The sequence below is a fragment of the Massilia sp. MP_M2 genome, from assembly GCF_039123635.1.
In the GTDB taxonomy this organism is placed as follows: domain Bacteria; phylum Pseudomonadota; class Gammaproteobacteria; order Burkholderiales; family Burkholderiaceae_D; genus Telluria.
The window spans coordinates 30,907-57,556 of record NZ_JBCHJF010000003.1 but is presented as its reverse complement, the minus strand read 5'-3'; the positions used below and the strand labels follow the sequence as shown (position 1 = coordinate 57,556).

The 26,650-nt window shown below is 64.0% G+C and carries 26 protein-coding genes and 1 riboswitch; of the genes, 11 read left to right on the top strand and 15 right to left on the bottom strand.

The window, feature by feature from the left end:
- The first annotated feature begins 2 nt into the window (after window positions 1–2).
- The 3 genes from gspE to RCH14_RS07940 are packed head-to-tail and all read left to right on the top strand — an operon-like array spanning window position 3 to window position 3,334.
- The gene (gspE, locus tag RCH14_RS07950) at window positions 3–1,424 is read left to right on the top strand and encodes a type II secretion system ATPase GspE (RefSeq protein ID WP_343025601.1); all 1,422 of its coding nucleotides are present in this window, start codon (window positions 3–5) and stop codon (window positions 1,422–1,424) included.
- Between the two features lie 3 nt (window positions 1,425–1,427).
- Window positions 1,428–2,648, top strand: a complete 1,221-nt coding sequence (gene gspF / locus RCH14_RS07945) for a type II secretion system inner membrane protein GspF (RefSeq protein ID WP_183554547.1) — start codon at window positions 1,428–1,430, stop codon at window positions 2,646–2,648.
- A 44-nt stretch (window positions 2,649–2,692) separates the two neighbouring features.
- Complete coding sequence (locus RCH14_RS07940) at window positions 2,693–3,334, top strand: hypothetical protein (protein WP_343025600.1); 642 nt, start codon at window positions 2,693–2,695, stop codon at window positions 3,332–3,334.
- Between the two features lie 63 nt (window positions 3,335–3,397).
- On the opposite strand, the gene RCH14_RS07935 is transcribed toward RCH14_RS07940, so the two are convergent.
- The 8 genes from RCH14_RS07935 to RCH14_RS07900 all read right to left on the bottom strand — a co-directional run bounded on the left by RCH14_RS07935 (window position 3,398) and on the right by RCH14_RS07900 (window position 10,826).
- Window positions 3,398–4,129 carry a helix-turn-helix transcriptional regulator gene (locus tag RCH14_RS07935; RefSeq protein WP_343025599.1) on the bottom strand — a complete coding sequence of 244 codons (732 nt, stop codon included), beginning with the start codon at window positions 4,127–4,129 and terminating at the stop codon, window positions 3,398–3,400.
- A gap of 149 nt (window positions 4,130–4,278) precedes the next feature.
- The gene (locus RCH14_RS07930; protein WP_183554541.1) at window positions 4,279–4,482 is read right to left on the bottom strand and encodes a hypothetical protein; all 204 of its coding nucleotides are present in this window, start codon (window positions 4,480–4,482) and stop codon (window positions 4,279–4,281) included.
- A 20-nt stretch (window positions 4,483–4,502) separates the two neighbouring features.
- Window positions 4,503–5,840: an ATP-dependent protease ATPase subunit HslU gene (hslU, locus tag RCH14_RS07925; protein ID WP_343025598.1), complete on the bottom strand. Its 1,338-nt coding sequence runs from the start codon at window positions 5,838–5,840 to the stop codon at window positions 4,503–4,505.
- 13 nt (window positions 5,841–5,853) lie between these two features.
- The gene (gene hslV / locus RCH14_RS07920; protein ID WP_343025597.1) at window positions 5,854–6,390 is read right to left on the bottom strand and encodes an ATP-dependent protease subunit HslV; all 537 of its coding nucleotides are present in this window, start codon (window positions 6,388–6,390) and stop codon (window positions 5,854–5,856) included.
- Between the two features lie 109 nt (window positions 6,391–6,499).
- Window positions 6,500–7,759: an STAS domain-containing protein gene (locus tag RCH14_RS07915; RefSeq protein WP_343025596.1), complete on the bottom strand. Its 1,260-nt coding sequence runs from the start codon at window positions 7,757–7,759 to the stop codon at window positions 6,500–6,502.
- A 266-nt stretch (window positions 7,760–8,025) separates the two neighbouring features.
- A complete protein-coding gene (gene dksA, locus RCH14_RS07910) occupies window positions 8,026–8,475 on the bottom strand; it encodes an RNA polymerase-binding protein DksA (RefSeq protein ID WP_343025595.1) in 450 nt (149 codons plus the stop codon).
- A 254-nt stretch (window positions 8,476–8,729) separates the two neighbouring features.
- The gene (locus tag RCH14_RS07905) at window positions 8,730–9,803 is read right to left on the bottom strand and encodes a GTP-binding protein (RefSeq protein WP_343025594.1); all 1,074 of its coding nucleotides are present in this window, start codon (window positions 9,801–9,803) and stop codon (window positions 8,730–8,732) included.
- A 144-nt stretch (window positions 9,804–9,947) separates the two neighbouring features.
- The gene (locus RCH14_RS07900; RefSeq protein ID WP_343025593.1) at window positions 9,948–10,826 is read right to left on the bottom strand and encodes an alpha/beta hydrolase; all 879 of its coding nucleotides are present in this window, start codon (window positions 10,824–10,826) and stop codon (window positions 9,948–9,950) included.
- 132 nt (window positions 10,827–10,958) lie between these two features.
- Between RCH14_RS07900 and RCH14_RS07895 the strand changes: the two genes are divergently transcribed.
- The gene (locus RCH14_RS07895; protein WP_343025592.1) at window positions 10,959–11,681 is read left to right on the top strand and encodes an autoinducer binding domain-containing protein; all 723 of its coding nucleotides are present in this window, start codon (window positions 10,959–10,961) and stop codon (window positions 11,679–11,681) included.
- 22 nt (window positions 11,682–11,703) lie between these two features.
- On the opposite strand, the gene RCH14_RS07890 is transcribed toward RCH14_RS07895, so the two are convergent.
- The 4 genes from RCH14_RS07890 to RCH14_RS07875 form a co-directional block, all read right to left on the bottom strand.
- Window positions 11,704–12,654, bottom strand: a complete 951-nt coding sequence (locus RCH14_RS07890; protein ID WP_343026022.1) for a tyrosine recombinase XerC — start codon at window positions 12,652–12,654, stop codon at window positions 11,704–11,706.
- A 5-nt stretch (window positions 12,655–12,659) separates the two neighbouring features.
- Entirely contained in the window at window positions 12,660–13,325 is a 666-nt protein-coding gene (locus RCH14_RS07885) for a DUF484 family protein (protein ID WP_343025591.1), read from the bottom strand.
- A 108-nt stretch (window positions 13,326–13,433) separates the two neighbouring features.
- Window positions 13,434–14,714 carry a porin gene (locus tag RCH14_RS07880; protein ID WP_343025590.1) on the bottom strand — a complete coding sequence of 427 codons (1,281 nt, stop codon included), beginning with the start codon at window positions 14,712–14,714 and terminating at the stop codon, window positions 13,434–13,436.
- 206 nt (window positions 14,715–14,920) lie between these two features.
- Window positions 14,921–15,970, bottom strand: a complete 1,050-nt coding sequence (locus tag RCH14_RS07875) for a porin (protein WP_343025589.1) — start codon at window positions 15,968–15,970, stop codon at window positions 14,921–14,923.
- 469 nt (window positions 15,971–16,439) lie between these two features.
- Between RCH14_RS07875 and RCH14_RS07870 the strand changes: the two genes are divergently transcribed.
- The gene (locus tag RCH14_RS07870; protein WP_343025588.1) at window positions 16,440–18,074 is read left to right on the top strand and encodes a hypothetical protein; all 1,635 of its coding nucleotides are present in this window, start codon (window positions 16,440–16,442) and stop codon (window positions 18,072–18,074) included.
- Between the two features lie 89 nt (window positions 18,075–18,163).
- On the opposite strand, the gene dapF is transcribed toward RCH14_RS07870, so the two are convergent.
- The 3 genes from dapF to RCH14_RS07855 are packed head-to-tail and all read right to left on the bottom strand — an operon-like array spanning window position 18,164 to window position 20,731.
- Window positions 18,164–19,015, bottom strand: coding sequence for a diaminopimelate epimerase (dapF, locus tag RCH14_RS07865; protein ID WP_343025587.1), 852 nt, complete (start codon window positions 19,013–19,015; stop codon window positions 18,164–18,166).
- Window positions 19,016–19,019: 4 nt separating this feature from the next.
- Window positions 19,020–19,883, bottom strand: a complete 864-nt coding sequence (locus RCH14_RS07860) for a lipid A biosynthesis acyltransferase (RefSeq protein WP_343025586.1) — start codon at window positions 19,881–19,883, stop codon at window positions 19,020–19,022.
- Entirely contained in the window at window positions 19,880–20,731 is an 852-nt protein-coding gene (locus RCH14_RS07855) for a lysophospholipid acyltransferase family protein (protein ID WP_343025585.1), read from the bottom strand. The genes RCH14_RS07860 and RCH14_RS07855 overlap by 4 nt, the downstream gene beginning before the upstream one ends.
- 184 nt (window positions 20,732–20,915) lie before the next feature.
- Here RCH14_RS07855 and metK point away from each other — a divergent pair, with 184 nt between their 5' ends.
- The 6 genes from metK (at window position 20,916) to metF (ending at window position 26,505) form a co-directional block, all read left to right on the top strand.
- On the top strand, window positions 20,916–22,082 hold the full coding sequence (metK, locus tag RCH14_RS07850; RefSeq protein ID WP_343025584.1) for a methionine adenosyltransferase: 1,167 nt from the start codon (window positions 20,916–20,918) through the stop codon (window positions 22,080–22,082).
- A 95-nt stretch (window positions 22,083–22,177) separates the two neighbouring features.
- On the top strand, window positions 22,178–22,975 hold the full coding sequence (locus RCH14_RS07845; protein WP_343025583.1) for a PhzF family phenazine biosynthesis protein: 798 nt from the start codon (window positions 22,178–22,180) through the stop codon (window positions 22,973–22,975).
- 30 nt (window positions 22,976–23,005) lie between these two features.
- A complete protein-coding gene (locus tag RCH14_RS07840) occupies window positions 23,006–23,629 on the top strand; it encodes a glutathione S-transferase (protein WP_343025582.1) in 624 nt (207 codons plus the stop codon).
- A 96-nt stretch (window positions 23,630–23,725) separates the two neighbouring features.
- A riboswitch (S-adenosyl-L-homocysteine riboswitch) is annotated at window positions 23,726–23,798 on the top strand.
- A 29-nt stretch (window positions 23,799–23,827) separates the two neighbouring features.
- Window positions 23,828–25,240: an adenosylhomocysteinase gene (gene ahcY / locus RCH14_RS07835; RefSeq protein ID WP_343025581.1), complete on the top strand. Its 1,413-nt coding sequence runs from the start codon at window positions 23,828–23,830 to the stop codon at window positions 25,238–25,240.
- A gap of 91 nt (window positions 25,241–25,331) precedes the next feature.
- Window positions 25,332–25,688 (top strand): phage holin family protein, encoded by a 357-nt coding sequence (locus tag RCH14_RS07830; RefSeq protein ID WP_343025580.1) that lies wholly within the window; start codon window positions 25,332–25,334, stop codon window positions 25,686–25,688.
- Window positions 25,675–26,505, top strand: coding sequence for a methylenetetrahydrofolate reductase [NAD(P)H] (gene metF, locus RCH14_RS07825; protein WP_343025579.1), 831 nt, complete (start codon window positions 25,675–25,677; stop codon window positions 26,503–26,505). Before RCH14_RS07830 ends, metF begins: the two co-directional genes overlap by 14 nt.
- The last annotated feature ends 145 nt before the right edge of the window (window positions 26,506–26,650 follow it).

Here is a 26,650-nt window from a genome sequence, read left to right as displayed (position 1 = left end):
AGATGACCAATCTCTTGCCCTACGCGTTCGCCCGTGACCACGTCGTCCTGGCGCGCGGCACTGGCGAACCGGGCCAGAGCGTCGAAGTGCTGGTCTCCAGCGCGACCGCGCCGGCCGCCATCGCCGAAGTGTCGCGCCGCTTCGGTCGCATCCAGCTGCGCCGCATGGACAAGGACGAGCTCGACACGGTTATCGCCGGCGCGTATGCCGGCGGTGGCAACGACGCGTCGCAGGTCGTCGACGAATTCGATGCCGACCTCGATCTGACCAAGCTGCTGCAGGATGTCCCCGCGATCGAAGACCTGCTCGAATCGTCCGACGACGCGCCCGTGATCCGCATGATCAATGCGCTGCTCACGCAGTCGCTGCGCGAAGGCGCGTCCGATATCCACATCGAGCCGTTCGAGCAGACGTCGGTCGTGCGCTTTCGCATCGACGGCGCGCTGCGCGATATCGTGCGGCCAAAAAAGGCCATTCACGCATCGCTGATCTCGCGTATCAAGATCATGTCGCAGCTCGACATCGCCGAAAAACGCCTGCCGCAAGATGGCCGCATCACGCTGCGCGTGGGCGGCAAACCAGTCGACGTGCGCGTCTCGACGCTGCCGACCGGCCACGGCGAGCGCGCCGTGCTGCGTCTGCTCGACAAAGAGGCAGGGCGCCTCGATTTGTCGCACCTGGGCATGGCCAGCGACCTGCTGCCGCAGTTCGACCGCCTGATCAACCAGCCGCACGGCATCGTGCTGGTCACGGGCCCGACCGGTTCCGGCAAGACCACCACGCTGTACGCGGCGCTGTCGCGCCTGAACGCGGCGACCGCCAACATCATGACGGTCGAAGACCCGATCGAGTACGACCTGAACGGCGTCGGCCAGACCCAGGTCAATGCGCGCATCGACATGACGTTCGCAAAAGCCCTGCGCGCCATCCTGCGGCAAGATCCTGACATCATCATGATCGGCGAGATCCGCGACCTGGAAACGGCGCAGATCGCCGTCCAGGCGTCGCTCACCGGTCACCTGGTATTGGCCACGCTGCACACCAACGATGCGGCCTCGGCCGTAACACGCCTGCTTGACATGGGCATCGAGCCGTTCCTGCTGTCTTCGTCGCTGCTGGGCGTGATGGCCCAGCGCCTCGTGCGCAAACTCTGCTCGCAGTGCAAGACCTTCGACGGCACCACCTGGCACGCGGTCGGTTGCGAGCGCTGCGGCCACACCGGCTACCACGGCCGCGTCGGCGTCTACGAGCTGCTCGAGACCACTGACCAGATCCGCGCCCAGATCCACAACCGCGCGTCTGAAGCCGACATCCGCGTCGCCGCGCTGGGCGTGGGCATGAAGACCATGCGCGACGACGGCGAACGCTGGTTGCTCGACGGCACCACCACACGGGCCGAAATCGTGCGCGTGACCAAGGACTAACCGATGCCGGCATTTCGTTACGAGGCGGTCGACAACGCGGGCGCCACGCGCAAGGGCGTGGTCAACGCCGACAGCCCGCGCGCTGCGCGCGCCGATCTGCGCGCGCAGGGCCTGACGCCACTGAGCGTCGAAGCCATTGCGGCCCAGCTCGACGCCGCCGGCGTGGCCCGCTCGCGCGGCATCGGCGAGCGTCTGTCGCAAAACGAACTGGCCCTGTTTACGCGCCAGCTGGCCAGCCTGCTGGAGGCCGGGCTGCCGCTCGAGCAAGCCTTTACCGCCTTGCTCGAACAGGCCGAGCGCCCGTACGTGCGCGATCTGGTCGCGTCGATCCGCGCCGAAGTCATCGGCGGCTCGGCCTTCTCCACCGCCCTGACGCACCACCCGCGCGACTTCGCCGAGATTTACCGGGCCCTGGTCGGCTCGGGCGAGCAGATCGGTCAACTCTCGCGCGTGCTCTCGCGTCTGGCCGATTACATCGAGCGCCGCAACGCCCTCGTGCAAAAGGTGCGCCTGGCATTCACGTATCCGGCGATCGTGACCGTGGTCGCGTTCGCGATCGTGATCTTCCTGCTCACCTATGTGGTGCCGCAGATCGTCTCGGTGTTTGCCAACACCAAGCAAAAGCTGCCGTTCCTCACCGTCGTGATGCTGGCCGTGTCCGACTTCGTGCGCGCGTATGGCATCTATGTCGGCATCCTGATCGCCGGCGCGTTCTGGCTGTGGCGGCGCGCGCTGCGCAATCCCGTGCTCAAGCGCCGCTGGCACACATGGCTGCTGACCGCGCCTATCTACGGCAAGTTCGAGCGCAGCCTGAATACCGCGCGCTTTGCCAGCACGCTGGCAATCACCACCGGCTCGGGCGTGCCGATCCTGCGCGCGCTCGACACCAGCCGCGAGACGCTGTCGAACGTGGCGATGGCCGAACTGGTCGAGCAGGCCACGGCCAGCGTGCGCGAAGGCGTGAGCCTGGCGCGCGCGCTGTCGGCGCAAAAACTGTTTCCACCGATGCTCGTGCACATGATCCGCGCCGGCGAAATCACCGGCGAACTGCCGGCCATGCTCGAGCGCGCTGCCAATTCGCAGCAGGCCGATCTCGAGCGCCGCACGCTGACCATCGCCGGTCTGCTTGAGCCGGTGCTGATCCTGGCGATGGGCCTGGTCGTGCTGCTGATCGTGCTGGCAGTGCTCATGCCGATCATCGAAATCAATCAGCTGGTGCAATAAGACAATCGCGCAGCGATGCCAATGACCCAGATGCGAAAGACACCATGAACAAGCGTTTGCCCCTTTATTTGAACCTGCTGGTCCTGCTCGTGCTGGCGGTATCCATCGCCTATTGGGTGCTGCAGCTGTACAAGCCCGAGCAGCGTCCGCTGGCCGCGGCGCCCATGGCGACCCAGCCCGCACCGAGTCCCGAGGCCGCGGCCACGCTGTTCGGCGGGCAGCCGACGGTCGCAATTTCGAGCTTCCAATTAACGGGTGTGGTCTCGGCCGGCGCCAACAGCGCCGTGATCCTGGTGGCCGACGGTTCGCCGCCGAAAGCGGTGCGCATCGGCCGCGAGATCGCGCCGGGCGTGGTGGTGGCCGAAGTGCATCGGCGCTATGTGATGTTGTCTGACAGCGGCGTCATGAAGCGGGTCGAGCTGGCGCCCGATGCCGGCCAGTCGAATGCGATCAGTCAGCCAGTGCCGCGCGCGGTGCCGCAGCAGCCGATGATGGAACCGCAAATGGCGCCGGGTGTAGTCAGTGCGCCGCCGATGATGCAAAGCGTACCGCCGAATGCCAATCAACAGGGGATGCAGGGCCAGCCCCGGGATCCACCGCCCGAGCAAGACAATCCGGGCCAGCAAGGTCAGCCGCAGATGCCACCGAACGCACAGCCGATGAACGAAGAGCGGCCGGTGATGTAATCACTGGCATGTTGGCGGCCCGGTCACTCAAAAGCACCTGGCCGTAACTGCAGCCGTAGCCACTCAGCGCCGCAATGCTGTAAATGCCGCCAGTTCCCACGACCTGAAGCCCAGCAGCAGCGTATGCCCCTTGCGCTCGTCGGCCGGCAGGCGCCGGTCGTTGCGGTGCAGCCGCGCCAGCTCTGCCGCCAGCTGGTCGATCTTCAGCGACAGTTCGAGCGCACTGGCCGGCGACAGCCGCGCCGGCAGGCACAGCAGGGCTTCGCCAGCGCCGTCGAAGCGGCCCGAGAAGTAATCGCTCACGACGTTCTCACGGAAGAAATGCTGCACCGGGCCATCCGGCAACCAGCGAAATGCATTCGATACCCGCAGCAGATAGCGGTTCAGCGGTTTCAGTTCGATCAGGCCCAGCCGGTCGAGCTCGGCGAGCAGCGTGATGCATTCGGCCTCGGTCAGGTCGTAGGTCTCGATGATCTGTTCAATGCTCCAGTGGCCCAGACAACAGATCGCCATCAGCAGCAGGCGTGGGTTGGCAACGATCGAGCGCTCCTGCGTCAGGCTCAGCGCATCGAGCTGGGGCCGCGCCTCGATCGCGCCGCGCAGCAGGTCTTCCAGCCCGATGCCGGTAGCCTGGCAAATCTCCGCCAGGCGCGACAGCGCCATGTCTTTTTGCCCGAACATGCGCTTGACGCTCGATTCGCTCACGCCAATGCGCTCGGACAGCGTTTTATACGTGATGCCGGCGGCGCGCAAGCGCATGCGCAGGGCGTCGAGGATCAGATCGGGTGAACTCATGGACAATCCAGGGAAAATGACAACGGCTGACTGTAACGTCGAATCACGGTGTGGACAAGGCGCGTACGGCCAATGGTGCGCCGCTGACCCAAAAAAACGGACACCGAGGTGTCCGCAAAGAGTGTATGCACAGCATACTTAGCGCCGGTTCAGTCGTCGTCACCGGCCACCAGCTTGACCTTCCTGAGCGCCTGCTTGGCAGCAGTGCGCTCGCTCGAGAGCGGCTTGGCATGCGGGCCGGCGGCGCGCGCCTTGGCCAGCGCGGCGATGGGATTGCGCGGCTTGCCCGCTTGCTGCGACGGTTCGATCCGCAACCGCATTTTCTGCCGCGTCGCCAATGCCTTGTTTGCCATGCCGCCTTCCCGCAAGAAAATTACAGCACGTAGCGTGACAGGTCTTCGTTGACCGCCAGCGCGTCGAGCCGATCGTTGACAAAGGCCGCGTCGATCCGCACCACCTGGTCTTTTTCAGCACCGGCGGTGAACGAGATTTCCTCGAGCAGCTTTTCCATCACCGTGTACAGGCGGCGCGCGCCGATGTTCTCGGTACGCTCGTTGACCGAAAACGCGATCTCGGCAAGGCGATGGATGCCTTCGTCCAGGAACTCGACCTGCACGCCCTCGGTGGCCAGCAGCGCCTGGTACTGCTTGGTCAGGCTGGCGTGGGTCGACGTCAGGATGCTCTTGAAATCTTCGATCGACAGCGATTCGAGCTCGACGCGGATCGGGAAGCGACCCTGCAACTCGGGGATCAGGTCCGACGGCTTGGCGAGGTGGAACGCGCCCGACGCGATGAACAGGATGTGGTCGGTCTTGATCATCCCGTACTTGGTGTTGACCGTCGTGCCCTCGACCAGTGGCAGCAGGTCGCGCTGCACGCCTGCGCGCGAGACATCGGCGCCGCCATTCTCGGAGCGGGTCGCGATCTTGTCGATCTCGTCGAGGAACACGATGCCGTTCTGCTCGACGTTGGTGATTGCCTTTTGCTTGAGCTCGTCTTCGTTGAGGAGCTTGCCGGCTTCTTCGTCGATCAGGATTTTCATGGCTTCCTGGATCTTGAGCTTGCGCGGCTTCTTGCGCGCATTGTTGGCGCCGGCGAACATCGACTTGATCTGCTCGGTCATTTCTTCCATGCCCGGCGGTGCCATGATGTCCATCTGCGGCGCAGCATCCGACACCTCGATCTCGATTTCACGATCGTCGAGCGCGCCTTCGCGCAGGCGCTTGCGGAAGGTCTGGCGCGTGGCGTCGCCTTCCTTGCTATCCGGCGTATTGGCGGTGTTGAAGCCGAAGTCGCGCGCCGGCGGCACCAGGATGTCGATGATGCGGTCTTCGGCCGCGTCTTCGGCGCGCTGACGCACTTTTTTGGCTTCGCTGGCACGGGTCTGCTTGATGCCGATGTCGATCAGGTCGCGGATGATCGTGTCGACGTCGCGCCCGACATAGCCGACCTCGGTAAACTTGGTCGCCTCGATCTTGATGAACGGCGCATCGGCCAGCTTGGCCAGGCGGCGCGCGATCTCGGTCTTGCCGACGCCTGTCGGGCCGATCATCAGGATGTTCTTCGGCGTGATTTCGTGGCGCAGCGGTTCTTCGACCTGCTGGCGGCGCCAGCGGTTACGCAGCGCGATCGCGACGGCCTTCTTGGCCTTGCCCTGGCCGACGACGTGCTTGTCCAGCTCAGAGACGATTTCGGGTGGGGTCATGTTCATGAAGCTGTTCATATCAGTCCAGGGTCTCGATGATGTGGGACATATTCGTGTAGATGCACAGCTCGCCCGCGATGGTCAGCGCCTTCTTGATGACTTCGGCAGGTGCCATGTCGGTGTTCTCGTACAGGGCCTTGGCGGCCGACTGCGCATAGATGCCACCGGAGCCGATTGCGCCGATGCCGTCTTCCGGTTCGAGCACGTCGCCGTTGCCGGTGATGATCAGGGTCGTCTCGCGGTCGGCCACGAGCAGCATGGCTTCCAGGCGGCGCAGCACGCGGTCGGTGCGCCAGTCCTTGGCCAGCTCGACCGAGGCGCGCAGCAGGTTGCCCTGGTGCTTTTCAAGTTTGCCCTCGAACCGATCGAGCAGCGTGAAGGCGTCGGCGGTGCCGCCAGCGAAACCGCACAGGACCTTGCCCTGATACAGCTTGCGCACCTTGCGGGCCGAGCCCTTCATGACGACGTTGCCGAGCGTGACCTGCCCATCGCCGCCGAGCGCGACCTGATTGCCGCGGCGTACGCTGACGATGGTTGTACCGTGAAATTGTTCCATTTTTACCTCGTGATTGTCTGGCCATCAGCAGGTGGGGACCGTGCGCGGGATTGCAAGATTATTCGAACGGGAAATCCGGATGCGCCACCAAAGCCGGGGCGTTGCAGCGTCAGTAGCGGTGGGGATGTAGCCGCACGCCGGCGCCGGCGCCCAGCAGCCGCAGCAGGGCGGCCACGAGATGGTTCAGTTCGCGCAGCTCGACCGTGCGGCCTGCTGCGGCCTGCGCGTCGAGCCGCGCCAGCAGGCTGCCGGCGCCGGCGTAGTCGATGCGCGCCAGCCGCGAGCAGTCGAGCACGAGCGTGTCGCGCTCTGCGGCGTAGGCCTCGATGGCCCCCATCAATGCCGGGTCCAGGCTGGTGATCACGGCTGGCAACATGAAGCGGTCGCCGTGGCTCGGGGCCGGTGCGGCCGTCGAGACGTGGCGGGGCGCTTCGAACGAGGGTGGCGAGACTTCGTAGGTGACGCAGTAATCCATCGCCGCTTCTTCGAAGTCTTTTTCGCGGTTGGTCAGCAGCAGCAGTTCGAGCAATAGCAGCCATGGCGCCGGGCTGGCCCCGCGCTTGCCGATGACGAGCATCGGACGCAGCGTCGTGATCAGCGTGTCGGCTCCGGCGAGCACCAGGCCGCGGTTGCTCGCGCGCAGCGTCTGCAGCGCGGCCAGCAGGCAGTCGGCACCGTCCGCGTCGATGCTGCGCACCTTGCCGAAATCGAGCCGCACGTTCGGCGCCGGCGCGTCGAGCACGCGCCGCAGGCTGGGCGCAACGCTTGCATCGAGCAGCGTGTCGAAGGCTTCGACGGTGGCCACGCCCTGCGCCGGCTGGCTGGCGATCGAGGCGGGTGGGAGTGGCTTCCAGGTGGGCGGCGAGGTTTCGAAGTGGCTGGCGTAATCGATGGCGACGCTTTCGAACGCTTCTTCGCGGCCGTCGGCCTGGTACAGATCGAACAGCATCCACCATGGCAGGCGTTCATGGCGGCCCAGCGTCGCGAGCGATTCACGCAGCAATTGTTCGGCAGTGGCACTCTGGCCGTTGGCGTACAGGATGGCGCTTTCGTCGACCGCCGGGGCGCTGGCGGGCGCAGCCGCCTGGTCGGGGATGTCCTCAGGATCGGGCGCGGTCGCCGCCGTGACGCCGTTGGCGGGACGGCGGGCACTGTCCCAGGCCGGCTCGTCGTCGAACATGTCGGACGCGAATTCGAGTTCAATTTCGTCGATCTTGGCGGCGGTGGCGCGGGCGATTTCACGCTGGCGCTCGCGCTCGGCATCAGACGCCAGGCGTGATGGTTCGCTGCGCAGGCGCGACTCGGGTGGCGGCCAGCTGGGCGCGGCCACCGCATCGTTCTTTTTCTTCAGGAAGGAAAAAAGCCCCATGCTCACCGTTGTCTCGATAACGTGTCCACCATGACCTTAGCACGGACCTTTGCGACGTATGCTGTGCACACGTGGCCGGGCGCCAGTGTATCCGAAAGGAAATAGTCGTATGGTTTCGAGTCATTGTAGCGTGCGCCCATGGAAAGGATGGCGGCTGTCATGCGTCGTTACAAACATCAGGAAATGATGTCTGCAAACAAAAAAAGCATGCGACGGGTCGCATGCTTTTTGGCCGGTGCTGAATCACTGTTCAGCACGCGCATCAATCAGTCGCCGTACAGCTTCTGCTTGAGTTCGCGACGCTGCTGGGCTTCCAGCGACAGCGTGGCGGTAGGGCGGGCGATCAGGCGCGGAATGCCGATTGGCTCGCCGGTTTCTTCGCACCAGCCGTATTCGCCGCCGTCGATCGACTGGATCGATTGCTGGACTTTCTTGAGCAGCTTGCGCTCGCGGTCGCGGGTGCGCAGTTCGAGCGCATGTTCTTCTTCGATGGTTGCGCGGTCGGCCGGATCGGGAACCAGCACGGTTTCGCGCAGGTGTTCCGTGGTTTCGCCGGCGTTCTTGAGCAGTTCGCGCTCGAGTTCCTGCAGGCGGCTCTTGAAGAATGCCAGCTGGGCCGCGTTCATGTAGTCGCCTTCGCCCATCGCGCGAATCTCGTCTTCCGTAATGATACGGTCGTCGGGCTGGGCGGAATTCTGTTTCGTTGTTTTAGTCATGATGCCTTCGATACGACAGGGGTTTGCATTTTATCAGCTTGCCCATCAGTAACACCGCACAAAAGGGTGCATGCTGGCAAGCTGCCTTGATGGCGACGGTACGCCATCCTATCTCCGTCCGCGCCGCATGGGCGGCAAGGGCGGTTCACCACTGGCTGTTTGAAGCGCGTCGTGGCGGTCCGTGCGGCCCGGCCTGGCACACTGGCGACGCATGGCGCCGGACATGCTTGCTTGGCCAGTCAAACTGATGCAGTTTATACCAAACATTGTTCCAGTCCGCGGATAAATACGTCTTTTGGTAAATTTTTACCAATAAAGACCATCTTGGTGGCGGGCGATTCATTCTCCGCCCATTTCGGTCCCACGTCGCTTCCCATGATCTGATGCACGCCCTGGAACACGACCTTGCGATCCACGCCATCCATCCGCAACACGCCCTTGTAGCGCAGCATTTGCGGGCCGAAAACCTGGACCAGGCTGCCGAGGAATTGTTCCAGGCGTTCCGGGTCGAATGCGCGCTCGCTCTTGAACACGAACGCGGCGATGTCGTCGCTGTGGTGGCTGTGATGGTGGTCGTGGCTGCACGACGCATCGTGCACGTGGTCGTGGCCGCAATCGGCGCCATGCTCGTGCTTGTGATCATGGTCGTGATCGTGCTCGTCTTCGCCGTCGACACGCAGGAAATCGGGATCGATGTCCAGCTTGTCGTTCAGGTTGAAGCCGCGCAGGTCGAGCACGTCGGCGATCGGGGCGCGGCCGAAGTCGCTCGTGGCGATCGACGCGCGCGGATTGATGCGCTGCAGGCGCGCCTTGAGCGCATCGACGGCGGCGGCATCGACCAGATCGGTCTTGGACAGCAGGATCTTGTCGGCAAAGCCAACCTGGCGCTGGGCTTCCTCATGCGCGGTCAATTGTTCCATCGCATGGCGGGCGTCGACCACGGTAACGACGGCGTCGAGCAGGTAGTGGGCGCCAACTTCTTCATCGACGAAGAAGGTCTGGGCCACCGGGCCCGGATTGGCCAGGCCCGTCGTTTCGATGACGACGCGATCAAAGTGGATCTCGCCAGCGGCGCGTTTCCTTGCCAGGCTGTTGAGTGCCTCGATCAGGTCGCCACGCACGGTGCAGCAGATGCAGCCGTTGTTCATCTCGATGATCTGCTCGCCGGCGTCCTGCACCAGGATTTCGTTGTCGATGTTTTCTTCACCGAATTCATTCTCGATGACGGCGATGCGCATGCCGTGGTCTTCCTGCAGGATGCGGTTGAGCAGGGTGGTCTTGCCCGCGCCGAGAAAGCCGGTGAGGATGGTGCTGGGGATCAGGTCCATTGGTTCGCTACTCGTGGTTGACATCAAGGTTGGACAAAAGAACCGGGCGATTATGCCGCAATTCTTGCAACCTCACCATCTAGCGTGTCGCGTGCTGATCGCGTTCGAACCATGGGGGAACTTCTGGCCTGATCGGCAGGGGGGCTACTTCTTGTCCACCGCGTCGTGCGCGCGCGCGGTGTCGGCAGCGGCAATGACTTGGGCAATCGCGGCAATCACGAGCTGCGGTTGTTCCTGGTGGATGTTGTGGCCGCTATCGGGCGTCACCACGTGGCTGCCGCGCCTGAAGCCGCGAAAGAAGCGTGCATGCAGGTCGCGCCAGACGTCGACGGCTGCCGGGGTTTCCAGGAAGAGTTGTGGCTGCTCGCGACGCTGCACGGACGTGAGCACCACGACCGGCACATCCGGCAACAAACCGGCCAAGGGCAGCTGGCCGCTGTCGAGGATCGCCTGCACCTGGCCCAGTTCGGCCTGGAACTTGGGCGGCATGTATTGCACCAGCAGGCGGGCATCGTTGTCGACCGCGGCAGCATCCAGCTTGCGCAGTTCAGTGTTCTGGTGCTCGTCGCTGGGGTCGACGAACACCATGCCGGCGATCTGGGCCGGATGACGTGCGGCGTAGCTGCGAATCAGGAAGCCGCCGTAGGAATGGCCCACCAGCACGAAGGGCGGGCGCAAGCCTGCCGCGGCGATCACTTGTTCCAGTTCATCGGTACGGCTGGCCACGGTCGGCGTCCCGGGGCGCGCCTCCGAGCTGCCATGGCCGGCGCGCGAGTACGTGATCACCTTGTTCGACCTGGCCACCTGCGGCGCCACATCGCGCCATACATTCAGATCGCGCCCGAAGCCTGACTCGAAAATGACGGTATAGGGACCAGCGCCCACGCTGGCCAGCTGCACCCGGTACGGGCCGACGTCCAGCACCTCCGGTGCGTCCTTTGGCATGGCAGCAGGCGTTTGCGCGCCGGCAAACGTGCTCAGTGCCAGCAGGACGGCACCGACGGTGCGGGACAGGTAGACCATGGTGACTCCATCAAATGCGTTGTCATCCTGTCTGCATGCGGCGACAATTGGATGGGAAGCAATATTCTAAGAAATGCGGCAAGACACCGGTACTGTCAAATATGTCAGTCGGGCAGCGGGCTGGGGGAATCAGTGGCAAACGAATCGATGGCGCAATGGCGTGTCCGTCATCTGGAAGCAATGGGACGGGCCGTGGATGCCGATGGCCTGTTCGCAGTCGTCGCCGGCGCGGCGCGCGAACTGGGTTTCGACTATTGCGCCTATGGCATGCGCAAGCCGATGCCGCTGTCGAAACCGTCGACCGTGATGCTGAACAATTACCCGGATGCATGGCAGGCGCGCTATGCCGACCAGGGTTATCTCGGGCATGACCCCACGGTCCGGCATGGTGCTGCATCGCTATTGCCGCTGTTGTGGAGCGAGTCGGTATTCGCGCAGGCGCGCCCGCTGTGGGAAGACGCGCGTGGCCATGGTTTGCAGGTGGGCTGGGCGCAGGCGTCGCGTACACCGGACGGCTGCGTCGGCATGCTGACGCTGGCGCGCTCGCACGATGCGCTGTCCGAAGCCGAGCTGGACCAGAGCGAAGCCAATATGTCGTGGCTGGCGCATGCGGCGCATCAGGGCCTGGCCCGGTTGCAGCGGCCAGCGCCGGGTGCGCCGGTGCTGGCGCTCAGCGCGCGGGAAGCCGAAGTGTTGCGCTGGATGGCCGATGGCAAGACCTCGAGCGAGGCTGGCACCATCCTCAGCCTATCGGAGCGGACCGTCAACTTTCACGTCGCCAATGCCCTGCTCAAGCTGGGCGCGGCCAACAAGACCGCCGCCGTGGTCAAGGCCGCGTTGTTCGGCCTGCTTTAAGAGGCCAGTTGAAGACGCCGCCTCAAGATTCCGGCTTGGCTTTCGCCCGCGGGTGCGCCGCGTCGTACACTTTTGATAAGTGCTGAAAGTCCAGTGCTGTATAGATTTGGGTGGACGTGATGCTGGCGTGGCCCAGCAGTTCCTGCACCGCGCGCAGGTCGCCCGACGATTGCAGCAGGTGCGACGCGAACGAATGGCGCAGTACGTGCGGATGCACGTGCACCGGCCTGCCGGCGCGCAGCGCGTGCTGCTTCAGGCGGGTTTGCACGACGCGCGGCGTGATGCGGGTGTCGCGCGCCGACAGGAACAGCGCGGCGCCCCCGTCGCGGGCGGCAGGGCGCACCGCGAGCCAGCGCGCCAGCGCCTCGCGCGCCGGGCCGCCGACCGGCACCCGGCGCATCTTGTTGCCTTTGCCGGTCACCACCACTTCGCCCGCCTGCAGGTCGAGCCAGCCCAGCGAGCCCGGCTGACCGCCGCGCGCATCCTGCCAGGCCACGTCCAGGCCCGCCAGTTCCGACACGCGCAGGCCGCTCGAATAGAGCAGTTCGAACATCGCGTGATTGCACAGCTCGAACGGCTCGAGGTGGCCGCGCTGGTTTGCTTCCATCAAATGCACCGCGTCGTCGACCGCGAGCGCCTTCGGCAGGCTCTGCGCGCGCTTCGGGGCGCGTACGCCGTCGACCGGATTGGCAGCAAGCGTCGTCTGGTGCGACAGCCATTCATAAAAGCCGCGCCAGCCGGAGAGCTTGCGCGCAATGGTGCGCGCGGACTGGCCACCGGCATGCAGCTTGCCGGCAAAGCGGCGGATGTCGGCGTGGACCAGCCGGGCCCAGTCGCTGTGGCCGGCCAGCCCGGCCAGCTCAAGCAGGTCGCGCCGGTAGGCGGCGATCGTGTGCGGCGACAACTGGCGCTGGGTGGCCAGTTCGCCAAGGTAGCGCGCGGCCCAATCGGATGACGGATCGCGCGCGTCCATGCTGGTCAAGCGCGCAGCGGCGCCAGGGCGGTGGTGGCGGTGGCGGCGATGTGGACCAGGAAATCGGTTGCCATCGCGGTGGTGAAGCGCGCCGGATCGGGCGAACCGAGCACCAGCAGGCCAAAGCTCTGGCCCGGCGCACCGAGGGGCAGCATGACCGTCGAGCGGATCGATGCGGCGTCGTCCAGCCAGCGCACCGCTTCGAAATCATTGTTCGGGCCGCAGTACGGCGCGCGCAGGCTGTTGGCGAAGATACGTGCATCGTCCGAGACATTGCTGGCGAACCAGGCAGCGGCATGGTCCGGTGTTACATGCCACAGGCGCAACGTCACTTGCGGCACCGTGAAGTGGGTGCGCAAGCCCTCGGTCAGGTCACGCGCCATCGCAGCGCCACCCTTCGAGACCAAGAGGGACTGGGTCCAGGCGTGGAAGCGGTTGGCGATGCCAGCGTTTTCTTCGGCGCGGCGCGACAGGTCGGCGAGGCGCAGCTCGAGGGCGCGGTATTTGTCGCGCATGACTTCCATCTGGCGTTCCTGGAGCGACACGGCGCGGCCGGTCAGTGGGCTCGACAGTTTCACGTCACCCAGCAGGCCGGCTTGCTCCTGGAAAAACTCCGGATGATCGGTCAGGTATTGCGCGACGGTACTGGCGTCCAGTGGTGCAGTGCTCATGGGGGAATAGGGTATTGAAATGGATCGAATCATTTTAACCGACGCTGGGCATTGCACCGGAGAACAAAAAAGACGCCCGCAGGCGTCTTTGCATGAACGCGGGTGCGGTCAGAAGCGGTGACGGATACCCATTTGCAAGGCGCGGCCATCGGCGCCCGGCGCTTCGGTAAAGCCGCCCGGATTGCCCGAGGTGCCTGGCGAATACTGCGCTTCGTTGTCGTTCTTGATGAACGCCAGCGCCGTGTACAGGTCGGTACGCTTGGACAGATAATAGTTGTAGCCGACGGCATACAGATTGGCATCGCTGTTGGACGTGGTGCGGTCGTTCTGGTGCGCGTACGACGCGACGATGCGGCCGTTGCCGATCTTGTAGTGGACGCCGACCTGATAGCTGTTGGCGTCCTGCTTCGTGTTGGCCGAGATCGCGTTGGCGAAGATGCCGCGCAGCGCCAGCTGGTTCGGCAGTGGAATACCTTGCGCGGTCAGCGCTGGTGCCACGGCTTGATCCCAGCCATTCAGGTAGTCGGGGATCAGGGCCGAATTCTCGTTGCGCTGGCTGTGGAAGCCGGCGAAGAACTTCCAGCTCTCGCCCAGCGCGTAGGAGCCGCCGACGGTCAGCGTGCGCAGGCTCGGCCGGTTCTGCTGGTCGTAGCCATGGTTGTAGCCGACACCGACGTCGAAGCCGTTGGCCTTGTACGTCATCGCGCCGGCGCGGAACTTGTTGTAGCGACCGAGATAGCCGGAGTTGCGCGCGCCGTACATGACCGAGCCGCCCAGGCCATTCGGCAGCGCGATGCGGTACTGGATGGCTTCCTGCGAGCGGATATCCGCGCCCAGTGCGGTAAAGCCGGCGGTGCCGCCCGTGATGTGGCCCCAGGTGCCGGCGGTGCCCGATTCAAACGCATCGGCCATATTGAACACTTCGTAGCCAGGCGTGTACATGCGGCCCAGCAGCACGGCGCCGATCGGGGTGATCAGGCCGACCATCGAGGTGCGGTCAAACAGCGCTTTTTCCTGGTTGACGGCAGGGCCGCCCGGCGGCTGGATGGCCGCTTGCAGACGGTCGCGGATCGCGACCGGGATGCGCTCCATGCCGCGCAGCAGGTAGCGGCCCGGATTGTCGTTCATCAGCGTCGGCTGCTGCGAACCGGTGTCGAGCTCCACCCGTGCTTCAAGATTGAAAATCGCCTTGTAGCCATTGCCCAGATCTTCGGAGCCGCGCAGGCCGAGGCGTGAGCCGTCGGCACCGCCGCTATAGATCTTGGCTGGGCCGCCTTTTTGCCACATCACGCCGGCGTCGGCAATGCCGTAGATCTGGACGCTGGTCTGGGCCAGGGCGGTGCTTGCGAAGGTCGCGCCGAGCAGGGCGGCAATAAGGCTTTTGTTCATTGTGTCTCCATATTATTTTATTGTCGCGTGGCATAGGCCCGCCACGCAAATATGCCATTGCCTTGCTGCACTGTACAGAACGCTCGTTCGGAAAGGGCCTCGCGGCGCGTTGTCGTTGTGAAAACGCTACAGAGCGTTGCAAACGACAAGGGCGGACACCGTTGCCGATGCCCGCCCTCAAGAGCTTGCAGCCAGCCGCAATGGGTTCAGAACGTGTGGTGAATGCCAATGTCGTACTGGTTGATGGTGCCCGGGGCGGTCAAGAGCCCTTTCTTGCGCGACACGTCGAAATACAGGTAGGTGCGCTTGGACAGGCTGTATTCGTAGCCCAGCGACAGTTGCTTGACCTTTTCCAGACCGTTGGTGTCCTTCTGACCATAGCCAGCGAGGAACTTCCCGGGACCGATCGTGTAATTCGCGCCCACGACCCACGAACTGGTATCGGTATTGAACAGCCGCGTATTGTCTTCGTCGAGCCGTGTGAACGTGCCCATCAGCTTGAGTTCTGGCGTCGGGGTGACCGAGGCGCCAATTGACCAGACCTTCGATTCGACGGCGTTGCGCTCATAAGCCGCCATCAGGGCGGCCGGGCCGTTGTTGTACGTGCCTGAAATGGAGAACGGATTGGCCGAGGCTTCGGTGCCGGCCGCGTACTGCGGCGCTGCTGCATTGCCACGCCCAATGATGGCCACAGCGCCATTGTTTTCTTTGGTGGCGATGGCCGTATTGAGCTGGAAGCCATTCACGACCGGCGAGTTGTACCAGACCGCGTTCGACCAGCGGTTGCCGGAAGAGCCGACCGGGTCGAGCGGCTGCGAGCTGTAGCCGGCCACGCTCAGGTCGGTATAAAAGCCGCCCGCGGTTTCGATCGCGTGGAACGGTTCGAAGGCGCCGATGGTTTCGTGGAACGGGGTCAGGCCGCGCCCGATGCGCAGCATGCCGAAGTCGCCCTGCAGGCCGACGCGGCTCTGGCCCTGGAACAGACGGCGCCCATTGCCATCGGGGCCGATTTCGGCGCTGCCGGTGTCGGGCTCATAGCGCGTTTCAAGTTGGAACAGGGCCTTGAGGCCATTGCCCAATTCTTCGGTGCCCTTGAAGCCGAGCGTGTTGGCCGAGCGCTTGCCGATGCTGACGTTCTGGCTGCTGCGTTTGACGATGCCGGCATCGAGGTTGCCGTAGACCTGCACTGACGTCTGCGCATGGGCCGCACCGGCGCAAGCGCCAAGCAGTGCGACAGCCAGGAGAGAGGTCTTCATCGGGTAATCCTGTAAATAAAGTGAACACGTACATCTGGAGCGTTGAGACCCTGGCTGAACGCGTGATACGTGCACCTTAAATCTTTCAAACGTCAAGACTAGCTAATCCGCCAATTATCGGGTGGCTGCCGCACTCCCTGCCAATAAATCGAACGGTGCTGTTGTATTTTTGAAACTGGTGTCATAAAACGGCGCAACACGACGCCTTTCGACGTGGCAATCCAAGGTGACCGACGGTGGCATGACGGTTTGCCTTGCGATTATCCGGAACAGTTTCATCGGTTTCAGGCTGTTTTGCGACCTCTCAATCTGCTCCGGAATCCAATCGAATCGCCATCTGCCACGGCGTAGACTTTGGCCTCGTTCGCACAGCAGCGCCGTGTGGTGCCGATAGCTTGTATATTTGCAACTTCCACGTTGCCGCTGTGTGTTGCAGCCACACTTTCCACGTCTTTCACGTATTCCAACGATGGCTAACCGCGAAGAACTGGCGATCATCCGCAATGCCCGTGCCGGCCAGGTGGCAGCCCAGCTCGCGCTGGGCAAGCTGTACCTGTTTGGCAGCAGCAGCTTGCCGCAAAGCCTTCCTACCGCACTGCACTGGCTGGAGCGCGCGGCGCGGCAAGATTGTCCGCCGGCCTGGCAATTGATCGGCAACCATATCCCGCTTGAGCTTGCGCAGCGCGACGCAGCCGCCGTGTCGCATTGGTACGAACGCGCCTATGACGACGGCAGCGTGCATGCCGGCCTCGTGTTTGCGCAACTGGTGCTCGATCCCCTGGCGCCCGCCGCGCAGCAGCCGGCCAAAGCCGTACGCGCGCTCGAAGACGCCGCGCGGGCCGGTTTTTCGCATGCCCAGGCTCTGTTAACCCAGCAACACGCGCATGTCGCCAGCAGGGCGGCGGCCACGCCAGCCATGGCGGCCCGTACGCCGGTGGCACAGGGCGCGCTGCATGGCGGGCGGCCCTCGCCGGCGCAGTGCGCATCCATGGCACAGCACGCGGGCCTCGACGCCCTGTGGTTCGCGCGGCGCTGGGCCGATTATCTGCGCCTGGCGTTGCCGCAGGCACGGGCACTGGTCGACCAGCCCGGCGAGCCCGGCGAACTGCGCCGGTTTGCGCCCGACGAGATCGCGCTGCTGTCGCGTTGTGCGCGCCTGATGGACCCCGCGCTCGATGGCGCTCATGGTGTCGGTGGCGTTAATGATGCGGCTGCGGCCGGCGCTGCGCCGGTATCCTGCGATCCCGCTGAACTAGCCATCTTCTGGGAACTGGCTGCAGCCGAACACGATCCCCACGCGCAACTGGCGCTGGGTCTGCGTTCTGCGCGCATGCGGGTGGATGGCCGGCGCATTGGCAGTGGCGATGTACATGCCGCGCACGTTGCCAATTTCAAAAGGGCCATCCGTTGGCTGACACTGGCGGGCGAGCAGGGACTGGCCGAGGCGTGGTACGCGCTGTCGCGCATCTGTATCAAGCCAGAATTCTCACAGCGTAATGTGGCCGATGCCCAGCGCTACCTCGAACGCGCGGCCGAGATGGGGTACCGTGATGCCCAGCTCGAATGCGGCCACAACGCCTGGCGCGGGCGCCGCGAAAACGAAAGCAATGATGTGCGGGCGGTGTACTGGCTGCAGAAGGCGGCGCAGCAGGGTGCGCCGGACGCGGCCAGCCTGCTGCACAAGATCGCGCCGCGCTTGAACACCACGCCGTACACCGACACGGGCGCCTTGCTGGCACTGCACCCCGGGGCGCTGGCGGCGCATCCGCTGCTGGCGGCGCGCCTCGAATTGGCACAGCGGTTCAACCTCTCGCGTCCCGAAGCCTTGCTGCTCGATGTGGTTGCCGCCGACCAGGGCCACTGCCTGGTCATCGATATCCGCGCCAGTTACGGCCGCAGCAAGCGGCGGTTGGTGATGGTGGCGTCGGCGCCCGAGCGCCAGGCGCTCGACCGCATCGTGCGCCTGTTCGAACCGGTCGATTGTGGCCCGGCCGGGCCGGAAGGCAACTACCGCCAGCGCCTGTACCGCCTGCGCACGCTGCTCAAGATCGCGCAGCCTGACAGCGACGACGGGGCCGGGGCCAATGTGGGATTGGCGGCCTGATGCGCATGCCGGTAGGGTGAGCGGGTTTCCCGCTCACGCGTTCAACCTACATCGCTTTTGTGGCGCACTACGGCCGGGCGGCTTCAGATTCAGATCTCGACTTCGCCTTCAAACACAGACACGGCCGGGCCGCTCAGGTACACCGGCTGATCCGGGCCGGCCCAGGCGATGCTGAGCTCACCGCCACGGGCCGAGACGCGCACCGGCGAATCGAGCAGGCCGCGCCGGATGCCGGCCACGACCGCAGCGCAGGCGCCGGTGCCGCAGGCCAGCGTCTCGCCCGCGCCGCGCTCGAACACGCGCAGGCGGATATGGTGCCGGTCCATCACTTGCAGATAGCCGGCATTGACCCGTTTGGCAAAGCGCACATGGCGCTCGATCAGTGGGCCGGTATCGAGCACCGGCGCCGCATCGACATCATCGACCACCTGCACCGCATGCGGATTACCCATCGACACGACCGACACGAAAACGGTCTCGGCGCCAACCGACAACGGCCACAAGGTGTCGTCACCCTGGATCGTGCCTGTCAGCCCGGTCGCGTCGAACGGCACGTCGGCCGGCACGAGGCGCGGCGCGCCCATGTCGACCGTGACGCTGCCATCGTCTTCCAGGCGCGGGTTGATGATGCCCGACATGGTCTGGACGCGGATGCTGCGTGCCTGTGTCAGCCCCTTGTCGACGACAAAGCGCACGAAGGCGCGTGAGCCGTTACCGCACTGCTCGACTTCGCCGCCATCGTTGTTGAAGATGCGATAGCGAAAGTCCACGTCGGCGCCCGTCGGCCGTTCCACGACCAGGATCTGGTCGGCGCCGATGCCGAAGCGGCGGTCGGCCAGGCGGCGCCATTGTTCGATGCTCAGGTCGACCTGCTGGTTGATCGCATCGACGACGATGAAGTCGTTGCCGGCGCCGTGCATCTTGGTGAATTTCAGTTTCATGGCTTCAATCGTACAGCGAAGGTTCACCCGGCGGCCGGGTTTTAAACCGTTTATGGGTCCAAAAATATTGTTCCGGCGCCTCGCGCACGCGCTCTTCGATGAAAGCGTTCATGCGGCGGGTCGCTTCGACCATATCGTCGCCCGGGTAGTTTTCCCAGGCCGGATAAAAGCGCACGCGCCAGCCCTGGTAATTCGGCAGGTACGTGGCGATCACGGGAATCACCTTGGCGCCGGTGGTGCCGGCAATGCGGCCCAGCGCGGTGAGCGTCGCGGCCGGCACGCCGAAGAACGGCACGAACTCGGCATCCTTTTCGCCGAAGTCCATGTCGGGCAGCATGAAGTAGGGCAGGCCGTCGCGCAGTGCGCGCAGAATCGGCTTGATGCCTTCCTTGCGCGTGACCAGGCGTACCGGACCATAGCGTTCGCGGCCGTGGCGCAGCAGGCGGTCGAAGTCTGCGTTTTTTTGCGGCACGTACATGCTGCACACCGGAATCACGCGGGCGCCGATGCCGGCCACGTCCAGGCACACGAAGTGCGGACACAGCAGGATTGTCGGGCCGTCCTGCATGGCCGCCAGCGGCACCGATGGTTCGATCTGGATCAGGCTGCGCACACGTTCTTCCGGCGCCCACCACAGGATCGAGCGCTCGAAAATGCTGCGTGCGTAGGCGCGGAAATGCTGTTTGGCGATCGTGCGGCGTGCCCGCTCGTCGAGCTCGGGCAGGCACAGACGCAGATTGGTCAGCGCGATCTTGCGGCGTTTACCCAGGATCACGAACATCAGGCTGCCAACCGCTTCGCCGAAACGCCCCAGAATAGGTAGTGGCAAGAAATGCAGCAGCCACATAAACCCCAGCAAGATCTTCATGACGCGACCTCGCTGTCCGGGCCCGCCACGCCGTCCGGCTGCTTGTAGCGGTTATAGCTCCAGAAATACTGGGCCGGCGCACGGGCGATGAGTTGCTCCATTGCCCGATTGATGGCCGCTGCCTGCTCCGCGCCCGTGCCCGACAGGTCGCCATCGAATTCGACGAAGCGCACGATGTAGCCGGCGCCATGCGCGCGGCGCTCGGCGTACACCAGCAGGATGTCGGCTTTGCCGAGCTGGGCCAGCTTGGCCGGCAGCGTCATCGTATAGGCATTGCGGCCGAAAAAGGGCGCCCAGACGCCTTCGCCTTCTTGTGGCACCTGGTCTGGCAGCAAGCCGATCGGCTGGCCGCTCTTGAGCGTCTTGGCCAGTATGCGCACGCCCGACAGATTGGCCGGCGCCAGATGCAGGTTGTGGCGCGCACGGGCGCCTTCGACCAGCGGCTTCAGTGCGCTCTGGCGCGGGGGGCGATACATGACCGTCAACGCCGTGCGCAGCGCGATTTGCTGGGCCGTCATTTCAAAGCAGCCCAGGTGTGGCGTAAGAAAGACAATCCCGCGACCGGCGTCGAGCCGCGCCTGGACCAGGTCCCAGTTCTCCACTGTGGCATGCCTGGCAACCCGCTCCGGGTTGGCGCACCAGACGAACGCGAGCTCGATGGCGGCCTTGCCGGCCTCGGCCACGGCCGCACGCCAGTGGGCGTCATAGCCGGCCTGGGCCATGTTGGCGCGCAGGCGCTTGCGATACGATGGCGACAGGCCATAGACCAGCCAACCCATCGCCGCGCCCAGGGCGTGCAGGAGTGGCAAGGGAAACACCGAGAGTGTTCTGAAAAGTACAACTAGCATGTCGATTGTTGGGGGGCGGACGCCACGCGCGTTTCCACACCAAAATTCCAAGGAAGCGTAAAATACCACTTTATGCAGGATCCGCCGAGTTAACAGACAACTTGCGAAGCGGAATATAAATGTCGCTAAAGCGTCGCAGGCTCAGTTTGCTGCGGCAGAATTATGACCCGTACCAGGAGCCTTCATGTCGAACGACTACCTCTTTACCTCTGAATCCGTTTCCGAAGGCCACCCAGACAAGGTGGCTGACCAGATTTCCGACGCCATCCTCGATGCGATCCTCACGCAGGATCCAACCGCCCGCGTCGCTGCGGAAACGCTGTGCAACACCGGCCTCGTCGTCCTGGCCGGTGAAATCACCACCCACGCCAACGTCGACTATATCAAGGTCGCCCGCGACACCATCAAGCGCATCGGCTACGACAACACCGATTTCGGCATCGACTACAAAGGTTGCGCCGTCATGGTCTGCTATGACAAGCAGTCGCCAGACATCGCCCAGGGCGTCGATGAAGGCAAGGGCATCGACCTCGACCAGGGCGCCGGTGACCAGGGCCTGATGTTCGGCTATGCCTGCGACGAAACGCCAGAGCTGATGCCAGCTGCCATCTATTACGCGCACCGCCTGGTCGAGCGCCAGTCGCAGCTGCGCAAGGATGGCCGCCTGGCATGGCTGCGTCCGGATGCCAAGTCGCAAGTCACGCTGCGCTACGTGAACGGTCGCCCGGTGGCCGTCGATACCGTCGTGCTCTCGACCCAGCATCATCCTGACGTGACCCACGCGCAGATCGAAGAAGCCGTCATCGAAGAAATCATCAAGACCACGCTGCCGCGCGAGTGGCTCAAGGACACCCGTTTCCTGGTCAACCCGACCGGTCGCTTCGTCATCGGCGGCCCGCAGGGCGATTGCGGCCTGACCGGTCGCAAGATCATCGTCGACACCTACGGCGGCGCAGCCCCGCACGGCGGCGGCGCGTTCTCGGGCAAGGATCCTACCAAGGTCGACCGTTCGGCTGCCTACGCCGCCCGCTACGTGGCCAAAAACATCGTCGCCGCCGGCCTGGCGCGTCAGTGCCAGGTGCAGGTCAGCTACGCCATTGGCGTGGCGCGTCCGATCAATATCACCGTGTACACCGAAGGCACCGGCGTGATTTCGGATGACAAGATCGCAGCGCTGGTCAACGAACACTTCGACCTGCGCCCGAAAGGCATCGTCCAGATGCTCGACCTGCTGCGTCCGATCTACACAAAGACCGCCGCCTACGGCCACTTCGGCCGCGAAGAGCCGGAATTCACGTGGGAACGCACCGACAAGGCAGCCGAACTGCGCGCAGCAGCCGGCCTCGCATAAGTTCCTGGCGCGCGCGCCGCGACAGTACGACGAACCCCAAAAATTGCGCTGCAGTTTTTGGGGTTTTTTCTTGCCGATTGCAATAGAAGGACGCCATGCAGGTACTGCCCATCTATCAAGTCGGTGCCTTCACGAACCGGCTGTTTGGCGGCAATCCGGCTGCGGTCGTCGTGCTGGACGCATTTCCCGACGACGCGCTGCTGCAGACGATCGCTGCCGAAAACAATCTGGCCGAGACGGCGTTCCTGGTGCCGCATGATGGGCAGTACCGTCTGCGCTGGTTCACGCCGCTGCTCGAGGTGCCCCTGTGCGGGCATGCGACGCTGGCGAGCGCGGCGGTTGTCATGGAACGGCTCGAGCCCGGTCGCACGGAAGTCGTGTTCGACACGGCGAGCGGTCCGTTGCCGGTGCGGCGTTCAGCAACCGGCTACGTGCTGAATTTTCCTGCCCGCAAACCAGCGCCGGTGGCGCCGCCGCCCGGTCTGGGCGCCGCATTGGGTTGCAATCCACACGAACTGCTCGAAGTCCTCGACGATGGATTCGGCTATACGGTGGTGCTGGCAGACGCACGCGCCGTGCGCGAACTCGCGCCTGACTTCAATGCCATCGCGCGCCTGGCGCGGCCCGGCCTGGCCGTGACGGCGCGGGGCGACGGCGACTACGATTGCGTCAGCCGCTACTTTGCACCGGCCAAGGGCGTGCCGGAAGACCCCGTCACGGGCAGCGCCCATTGCGCGCTTGCGCCATACTGGGGCGCGCGGCTGGGCAAGACGACACTGCGCGCCTTCCAGGCATCGCGCCGCGGCGGCGAACTGGCCTGCCGGCTGGTTGACGGCCGGGTCGAGCTCGAAGGTGGATGCGTGCTGTATCTCGAAGGCCGCATCACCGTCTGAACCATCCCCTTTCACTTCACAGGAGCCCCCATGCTGAAAATTCTCGGAAAAGCCGCCTCGCTCAACGTGCGCAAGGTCTTGTGGACCTGCAGCGAACTGGATATCCCGTTCAAGCGCGAAGACTGGGGCGCAGGCTTTCAGTCTCCCCAGCAGGAAGCCTTCCTTGCGCTCAACCCGAACGCCACGGTGCCGGTCATTGTCGATGGCGACTTCGTGCTGTGGGAATCCAACGCGATTTGCCGCTACCTGTGCGCCAACAGCGCCGAACAGCACCTGCTGCCGGCTACGCCGCGCGCCCGCGCGCTGGTCGAGCAATGGATGGACTGGCAAGCCACCGAATTGAACAATGCCTGGCGCTATGCGTTCATGGGGTTGGTACGGAGCAGTCCGGCGCACCGCGATCCCGACCAGATCGCGGCCAGCATCGCGAGCTGGCACCGACATATCGGCATCCTCGAGCGCCAGCTGAGCGCCACCGGCGCCTACGTAACGGGCGCGCAATTCTCGCTGGCCGACGTCGTGCTGGGCTTGTGCGTCAACCGCTGGCTGCTCACGCCGATGGAGCGGCCGGACTATCCGGCCGTGCTCGCTTACATGGAACGCCTGAATGAACGTTCAGGATTCCGGACGTTCGGCGCTAACGGCGAGCCGTGAATGTTGAACGGTGGGCCGTTGCTGTCGGGTCACGCCGTGTCCCGGTGCCCGGCCAGGCAAGCATATCCATTGCGGATCAGGCGTGCTAAACTAATCCGTTCCGAGGAGCGTTGCGACTGAAAGACTGCTTTCAGCCAGGCTCGGATATCAGCAACTGCGCTCACGTTACTTTTTTCTAATCATTGAAAGGAGGGCGTGATGAACGCCGTACTCAAAGAAACTGCCGACTATCTGGTCGCCGACATTTCCCTGGCCGCCTGGGGCGAGAAAGAAATCCGCATCGCTGAAACCGAGATGCCGGGTTTGATGGCGATTCAGGAAGAATACGCTGCCACGCAACCGCTCAAGGGCGCGCGCATTGCCGGCTCGCTGCACATGACCATCCAGACCGCCGTGCTGATCCGCACGCTGGAAGCACTGGGTGCCACCGTGCGCTGGGCATCGTGCAATATCTACTCGACGCAAGACCACGCTGCCGCGGCCATCGCCTCGGTTGGCACGCCGGTGTTCGCCGTCAAGGGCGAAACCCTGGACGAATACTGGGAATACACCCACCGCATCTTCGAATGGCCAGGCAACAGCCACGCCAACATGATCCTGGATGATGGCGGCGATGCAACCCTGCTGCTGCACCTGGGCGTGCGCGCCGAGTCCGATATTTCGGTGCTCGACAAGCCGGGTTCGGAAGAAGAAATCTGCCTGTTCAATGCGATCAAGGGCCGTCTGGCACGTGATCCGAAGTGGTACTCGAAGCGCCTGCCAGAAATCAAGGGCGTGACCGAAGAAACCACGACCGGCGTGCACCGCCTGTACCAGATGCACCAAGAGGGCAAGCTGGCCTTCCCGGCCATCAACGTCAATGACTCGGTCACCAAGTCGAAGTTCGACAACCTGTACGGTTGCCGTGAATCGCTGGTCGACGGCATCAAGCGCGCTACCGACGTCATGATCGCCGGTAAAGTGGCCGTCATCGCCGGTTACGGTGACGTCGGCAAGGGTTCGGCCCAGGCCATGCGCGCGCTGTCGGCGCAGGTGTGGGTGACCGAAATCGATCCGATCTGCGCACTGCAGGCGGCGATGGAAGGCTACCGCGTCGTGACGATGGATTACGCGTGCGAACATGGCGACATTTTCGTCACCTGTACCGGCAACTACCACGTCATCACCGAGCAGCACATGCTCAAGATGAAAGACCAGGCCATCGTCTGCAATATCGGTCACTTCGACAATGAAATCGAAGTTGCCGCGCTCAAGAAATATGAGTGGGACAACATCAAGCCGCAGGTCGATCACGTCATCTTCCCTGATGGCAAGCGCATCATCCTGCTGGCCGAAGGCCGTCTGGTGAACCTCGGTTGCGGTACCGGTCACCCGTCGTACGTGATGAGCTCGTCGTTTGCGAACCAGACGATCGCCCAGATCGAGCTGTTCATGAACACCGAGCAGTATCCGGTGGGCGTGTACACGCTGCCGAAGAAGCTGGACGAGAAAGTCGCGCGCCTGCAACTGCGCAAACTGAACGCCCAACTGACCACGCTGACCGAAGAGCAAGCCAAGTACATCACGGTGAGCCAGGATGGCCCGTACAAGCCGGAGCAATACCGTTACTGATCAGTCCCTGACTGCTTAGTCGCCGTTCCGTTGTTGTGTGAAACGCCTTTCGGGGCGTTTCGTTTATCCAAATCCACGAAAGTCTGTACCGATGCGCCTGTTAATCACTTGGCTGATCAATGCTGCGGCCCTGATGACCCTGCCTTACCTGATGCACTCCGTCGAAGTCTCGAGCCTCGGCACCGCCCTGATCGCCGCGCTGGTGCTGGGCCTGGTCAATACGCTGATCCGTCCCGTCCTGGTGCTGTTGACGCTGCCAGTGACGGTGCTCTCGATGGGCCTGTTCATCCTGGTCATCAATGCCGTGCTGTTCTGGCTGGTGGCGAACGTGGTGGGCGGCTTTGAAGTTGCCGGTTTCTGGTCGGCCTTCCTGGCAGCCATCTTGTACAGCATCATTTCGTGGGCGCTTTCTTCCTTGCTTCTCTCCGACAAAGATGGAAACTCCTGATTTCAGTATCGAGTTCTTCCCGCCCAAGACGGCGGAAGGCGCCGAGAAACTGCGCGTCACGCGGGCCAAGCTGGCCGAGTTGCAGCCCAAGTATTTCTCGGTGACGTTCGGCGCCGGCGGCAGTACCCAGCAGGGTACGCTGCAGACGGTGCAGGAAATCCAGGCCGCCGGCCACGAAGCCGCGCCGCACCTGTCGTGCGTGGGCGCCACGCGCGAGTCGATCCGTGCCGTCCTCAAGCAGTACCAGGACAGCGGCATCCGGCGCGTCGTGGCGTTGCGGGGCGACTTGCCGAGCGGTTACGGCGGCGCCGGCGAATTGCGCTATGCCAGCGACCTGGTCGAATTCATTCGCCAGGAAACCGGCGACTGGTTCCGCATCGAAGTGGCGGCCTATCCCGAAATGCACCCGCAGGCACGTTCGCCGCAGGACGACCTGCAAGCGTTTGCGCGCAAGGTGAGTGCCGGGGCCGACGCCGCCATCACCCAGTATTTTTACAATGCCGACGCGTATTTCGCCTTTGTCGACAATGTGCGCAAGCTGGGTGTGACGGTGCCGATCGTGGCCGGCATCATGCCGATCACGAACTACACGCAATTGCTGCGGTTTTCGGACATGTGCGGCGCCGAGATCCCGCGCTGGGTGCGTCTCAAGCTTGCCAGCTTTGGCGACGATAGCGCCTCGATCAAGGCCTTCGGCCTGGATGTTGTCACTGGCCTGTGCGAAAAGCTGCTGGCTGGCGGTGCGCCGGGTCTGCATTTCTACAGCATGAACCAGGTGGCGCCGACGGCGGCGATCTGGCAGCGGCTCAGGGCTTGAGCGGCTGCGCCAATGTGATTTGAACGCGTGGGCGGCGGAGCCGCCCACCCTACGTTGGACGGCACGGTTTATCCTTCACGCCATAATCATGCGTAGGGTGGGCCGAGACGCGCAGTCGGCTTGCCGTCCACGCGTTCAACCTACG